Source organism: Mesorhizobium sp. M7A.F.Ca.CA.002.09.1.1, assembly GCF_003998555.1.
GTDB lineage: Bacteria > Pseudomonadota > Alphaproteobacteria > Rhizobiales > Rhizobiaceae > Mesorhizobium > Mesorhizobium ciceri.
The window spans coordinates 1-5,168 of record NZ_RZRR01000368.1; the positions used below are offsets into that span (position 1 = coordinate 1).

The following is a 5,168-nucleotide window of genomic DNA, read 5'->3' on the forward strand; positions in this document are numbered from 1 at the left end:
GCTGAGCACTTTGGGGCGACACGAACTATATGTGCGGAGCGGCTGGAACCGCCGCGACCTGACCAGATGGCCAGTCAAACCGGCAACTAGCCTTCAGGCGAGTACCTCTGAACGCGCTGTCGAGCGATATCTGGGGCATGGATGAACCCAGGAGACCAATATGAGCGATTTCAATCTGAGTGCGTTTTCGCAAGCCATCGCCGATCTCGCCGCCCAGGCGGCAGCGGCAACGGCTGGCTTCGCCACGCATCATCACCGCACGGCAAGCGCCTTCCACTGGCGTGACGGTTATTTCGTCACCGCCGAGGAGGCTGTCGAGGCCGGCGAGGAGATCGAACTGACGCTGGCCTCGGGTGAGGCGGTGAAGGCAGAACTGGTCGGCCGCGATCCGTCGACTGGCGTTGCCCTGCTGAAGCCGGCTACGGCCATCAACGCCGTGCCGTTGGCCAGGGCTGACGCGGTGCGGCCAGGCAACATTGCCATCGCCATCGGCAATAGCAACGGGTCGGCTCTGGCCGTTTCGGGCTCGGTAGGCGAAGTCGGTCCGGCCTGGCGCTCGATGCGCGGCGGCACCATCGACCGGCGCATCAATCTGGCCGTCGGTGCCGGCGGCCGTTTCGAGGGCGGCCCGGTTCTCGACGCCAAGGGTGCGCTGATCGGCATGCTGCTGTTCGGGCCGCGCCACCGGGCGCTGGTCATGCCTTACGAGACGATCGAGCGGGCGGTTGCGACGCTGCGCGAAAAGGGCCATGTCGCGCGCGGTTATCTCGGCGCCGGCCTGCATCCGGTACGCGACCGCGACGCGCATGGCGCGATGGTGATGAGCCTCGATGACGATGGTCCCGCCAAGGCCGCCGGTCTCTCTCTCGGCGATATCATCGTGGCGTGGAACGGTGAGGCGGTGCATGGCCCGCGCGACCTGATCCGCAGGCTCGGACCAGACAGTGCGGGCGCTTCGGTGACGCTCGGCGTGGTGCGCGGCGGCGAACAGCGCGATGTCGGGCTGACCATCGGCGAAAAGCCGCTTTCCTGAGAGGAGTGATGGACACGCTCACCAGCGACCGGATCATGCATGACGGTGCCGTCTCGCGGCGGCTGGTGGTGCTGATTGCGCTTGGCGATGCGTCGCGCGCCGAGCGCTTGGCGGCCTCGCTGGCCGCGAGCGATGACCTGCTGCCGGTGGTGGCCGGCAGGGCTGACGTCGCCATCGTTGACGACAGCAGCGGCGGTGCCGTGCCGGCCGCCATTCCCCGGGTTCTGCTATCGGGACGCGCTGGCGAACGGCCCGCGGGCGAGGTGTTGGCCGTCCTCCAAACGGGCGCGGACGATTTGTTGATCGCTGCGGCGGCGCGGCTGGCGGCGGCCGGCTATCGGGTATCGGGCGAGCGCAGAACCGGACGCCATGAGGATTTCCATACTGGCGATGGCGAGCCGTTCGAAGATGAAGCCTCCGACGAGCATGCCGTCCGTCCTTCGCTGTCGCCGCGCGAGGCGGAAGTGCTGGCGCTGCTGGCCGAGGGCGCACCCAACAAGGTGATCGCGCGGCGGCTGAACATTTCCGTGCACACCGCGAAGTTCCATGTCGCCGCAATCCTGATCAAGCTCGGTGCCGCCAACCGCACCGACGCGATTGCCACTGCGATGCGGCAGGGGCTGGTGCTGGTTTAGTCATAAACCCTACGCTGCGTAACGCGGTGTCCGGCGTGTCGGGTCTTGCGCTGTGGTCGCCCGCCGCGCAAAGCTTCGCGTCTGACGTGTTGCAAGGGAGGCGCAAGGAAATGTCGCTCAAGGGAAAGACGCTGTTCATCTCCGGCGGATCGCGCGGCATCGGGCTGGCGATCGCGCTGCGCGCGGCGCGCGACGGCGCCAATGTGACGATCGCGGCCAAAACCGCCGAACCGCATCCGAAGCTGCCCGGCACAATCTATAGCGCGGCAGAAGAGATCGAGCAGGCCGGCGGCAAGGCGCTGCCCGTGCTGTGCGACATCCGTGAAGAGGCACAGGTGGCCGAGGCGGTCGCCAGGACCGTGGAAAAGTTCGGCGGCATCGATATCTGCGTCAACAATGCCAGCGCCATCCAGCTCACCGGCACGCTGGAAACCGACATGAAGCGCTACGACCTGATGCATCAGATCAACACGCGCGGCACCTTCCTGGTGTCCAAAATGTGCATTCCGCACCTGAAGTTGGCCAGCAATCCTCACATCCTGAATCTGGCACCGCCGCTCGACATGAAGGCCAAGTGGTTCAAGAACCATGTCGCCTACACGATGGCCAAGTTCGGCATGTCGATGTGCACGCTGGGCATGAGCGCCGAGTTCGCCAAGGACGGCATCGCCGTCAATTCACTGTGGCCGATTTCGACCATCGACACGGCAGCCGTGCGCAATCTGCTGGGCGGCGCGACGGTGGCGGCAATGAGCCGTTTGCCCGACATCATGGCCGATGCTGCGCATGCCATCTTTATGCGGCCGGCGCGCGAAGCGACTGGCAACTTCTACATCGACGAAGAGGTGCTGCGCGCCGAGGGCGTCAGCGATTTCTCGATCTATGCGCCTGATGCGACCGGGCCGCTGGCCGGCGACTTTTTTGTCCCCGACGAGGTGTTTGCCCGCACGGACAGCAAGATCAGGAATATTTACTAGAGCTCTTTGTTTTGACGCGACGGGCGTCGAGCCAAGCCCTTCGCCACCCGCAGGGAAAGCCCTGCTCGAACAAGGCGGTAGGGCATCGTTCCTGCGGGATTGATTCAACGTCCGGCGGGCGCAGGCTCACGCCTCGTCCTTCTTGCCTTTGCTCAGGCCCATCAGCCGGTCGATATAGGCGAGCATGAGCGCCGAGACGACGAAGGCGAGATGGATGATGGTCAGCCACATCAACTGGTCGGTCGTGTAGGACGATGAGTTCAAGAACACCTGCAAGAGGTGGATCGACGAGATGGCGACGATGGTCGAGGCAACCTTGACCTTCAGCGAACCGACATCGATGGTGCCCAGCCAGTGCACACCGCCGTCCTGGTCGTCGAAGCGGCTGACGAAATTCTCGTAGCCCGAGATGATGACCATCACCACCAGCGAGGCAACCAGCGCGGCATCGATCAAGCCGAGCATCTTCAGGATGGTGTCGGTGTCACCGAGCGTGAACGCCAGGCTAATGAACTCATAGAGCTTCTTGCCGAAGGACAGCGCATAGACGGCCAATGCCAGGGCCAGGCCTATATAGAAAACGACGAGCAGCCAGCGTGAAGCGAGAATGATCGATTCGATGGCGAGTTCGAGACGCTTCATGGGATGATTCCGGCGGGTTGATCTCTCAGACAATGGCCGTATTCGACGAGGCCGCCACCGTTTGCAAGACAAAAAACCCCGCCGAACAAAGTCCGGCGGGGCTCAATGCGTCCCGCTGGAGTCGGGACGGGGCAGGGAACGCCCAGCACCGAATCTGGGGTGGCTGCGCTCGCGATTCAATGAGCCGTGTCTAACGCCCGTACAATTCTTGTTGAACCCCGCACATCCATCCACCCCCGGCTGTGCCGGGGGTGGATGCTTCTCTTGCCGATTCCACAAACCGGGTCATGATTTTGAAATCATGACCTAATTGTTGCTGGCGACCGGTGCCACCAGCGAGGTGATGCGGCGGATGGCGACGCGGCGGTTCTCGCGGTTGGGCGCCGCCGTGTTGACCTTCAGATACTCCTCGCCATAGCCCTGTGTCGTCAGGTTTTCCGGCGGGATGCCGAAGGCATTGGTCAGAGCCTCCGCCACCGCTTCCGCACGGCGATCGGAAAGAGCGAGGTTAGCCTCCGGTGTGCCGACCGCGTCGGTGTGACCTTCGATCAGGAAGGTCTCGGCCGGGTTCTTCTTCAACAGCTTCTCCATGGCCGTCGCTACGCCCTCGAGCTTCTGCACCTCGGTGTCGGAGATGGAGGCCGAACCGAATTCGAAGTTGAGCGTGTCGAGATCGACGCGACGTGCGATGTCGCGCACGCGGGCCGAACGCTTGACCTCGTCGATCGAATAGAGGCGCTGGACCTTCTCGACCGGGGGCTGTTCGAGGAACTCGTAGTAGTCATCGGGGCTCTCGACGTCCTCGGAATCGAGAATGTATTCCCGGCGCGGGATGGTCAGCCGCATCGGCGGCAGGTCGTCGCCGGGATCACGCCAGTCGCTGTCATCTTGATAGTGCCGCTCGTCGACATAGCTCAGCACATATTCGCGTCCATCCGGCGCGATGCGCGAACGCTGGATAACGTCGCCATAGCGGTTGCGGATGGTGACGATCCGGACACCGTTGTCACGCTCGACGATTTCCCGGGTGCGATCGCCCGACAGATCCTCATAGTAGACTTCTTTGGCACCGCGGGTGACGCGCGGGGCGTCATTGCTCTGGACAAATGTCTGGTTGTTGAACTGTAGGATGACGCGATCGCCGAGTTTCCTGACGACGTCGACGCCTTTCGGACGCCGACGATCGCGGGCGATCTCATCGGGCGCACGCTCTACGCGCGTGCCCTTCTCCTCGGTCACCGGGACGATCTTCTCGGGCTTGATCTCCTGCTGTGCGGCCCTGTCGTCGGTGGGCGGCGGACCCTGGTCGACGGGAGCAGCCACCGGCTTGCGGCCCTGATCGCCACCTTGCTGGGCATTTTGCCCGCCATTCTGCTGCTCGCCATCCTGCTGAGCATTCTTGTCGCCACGTTTGCGGCCGCCGCCCCTGCGCTCGACGTCCTTCTGGCTGTCCAGGATGGGAGCGGCGTTTGGATCGGCCGGTGCTTCGCCTTGCACCGGGTTTTCGCCCTGTGCCGGTGCTGCCGTCTGACCATTGGCCGGTTGTTCGCCGGTGGTGGGTTGTTCGGCCGTCGCCGGCTGCTCGCCAACAGGTTTCCTGCCGTGCTTCTTCGTCGTGTCCTGGGGCTGCTCGCCTTGGGCCGCCGGCTGCTCGCCGGCAGGGGCCGTCGCCTCTCCAGCGGGAGCTTCCTTCGGCGTCGGGGCGACTTCAGGTTGGGCTTGCTGATCCTGCCTGTTCTTCTTGCGCGGCTGGGCCTGCTCGCCGGGCTGATTGTCGTTGGCCGGCGCGACCTGTTCGGCCGGCGTCTGCTCGGTCTGCTGCTGCTGATCACGCTTCTTCTTGCGCGGCAGCCGTTGTCCTGCGGGCGCTGCCTGTTTGGC

General features: G+C 64.2%; 5 protein-coding genes. 3 read left to right on the plus strand and 2 right to left on the minus strand.

The window, feature by feature from the left end:
- Window positions 1-160 precede the first annotated feature (160 nt).
- From EN994_RS17025 to EN994_RS17035, 3 genes are all read left to right on the plus strand, one after another.
- Complete coding sequence (locus EN994_RS17025; protein WP_063168768.1) at window positions 161-1,033, plus strand: S1C family serine protease; 873 nt, start codon at window positions 161-163, stop codon at window positions 1,031-1,033.
- Window positions 1,034-1,041: 8 nt separating this feature from the next.
- Complete coding sequence (locus EN994_RS17030; RefSeq protein WP_063168767.1) at window positions 1,042-1,668, plus strand: helix-turn-helix transcriptional regulator; 627 nt, start codon at window positions 1,042-1,044, stop codon at window positions 1,666-1,668.
- A gap of 110 nt (window positions 1,669-1,778) precedes the next feature.
- Window positions 1,779-2,645 (plus strand): NAD(P)-dependent oxidoreductase, encoded by an 867-nt coding sequence (locus tag EN994_RS17035; protein WP_013530170.1) that lies wholly within the window; start codon window positions 1,779-1,781, stop codon window positions 2,643-2,645.
- Between the two features lie 126 nt (window positions 2,646-2,771).
- Here EN994_RS17035 and EN994_RS17040 read toward each other — a convergent pair whose 3' ends face one another.
- Both EN994_RS17040 and EN994_RS17045 read right to left on the minus strand, forming a co-directional pair.
- Window positions 2,772-3,287 (minus strand): TIGR00645 family protein, encoded by a 516-nt coding sequence (locus EN994_RS17040; RefSeq protein WP_013530171.1) that lies wholly within the window; start codon window positions 3,285-3,287, stop codon window positions 2,772-2,774.
- 306 nt (window positions 3,288-3,593) lie between these two features.
- Window positions 3,594-5,168 (minus strand): OmpA family protein (locus EN994_RS17045; RefSeq protein ID WP_245466041.1); only part of this gene is annotated, 1,575 nt, incomplete at its 5' end.